Genomic DNA, 392 nt, shown 5'->3' on the forward strand with positions numbered 1-392 from the left:
CCTTTATCGATGGCGCTTGGGTCGATGCGGACAACGGTCAGACGATCAAGGTCAATAACCCGGCAACGGGCGAAATTCTGGGTACTGTGCCGAAAATGGGCGCTGCCGAAACCCGCCGTGCAATCGAAGCCGCTGACAAAGCGCTGCCGGCCTGGCGTGCACTGACCGCCAAGGAGCGCGCAAACAAGCTGCGTCGCTGGTTCGAGCTGATCATCGAAAATCAGGACGACCTGGCTCGCCTGATGACCCTGGAGCAGGGCAAGCCATTGGCTGAAGCCAAGGGCGAGATCGTTTACGCCGCTTCCTTTATCGAGTGGTTCGCCGAAGAAGCCAAGCGCRTCTACGGTGACGTGATTCCGGGCCACCAGCCAGACAAGCGCCTGATCGTGATC

1 protein-coding gene is annotated in these 392 nt (G+C 59.8%); it reads left to right on the top strand.

Features of this window, described 5'->3' with window-relative positions; all coding sequences use genetic code 11:
- The coding region (locus tag AC1DF0_RS32565; protein ID WP_477577750.1) for an aldehyde dehydrogenase family protein at positions 1 to 392 on the top strand (392 nt) is incomplete at both ends.

The organism is Paenibacillus sp. 05T425 (assembly GCF_056396205.1).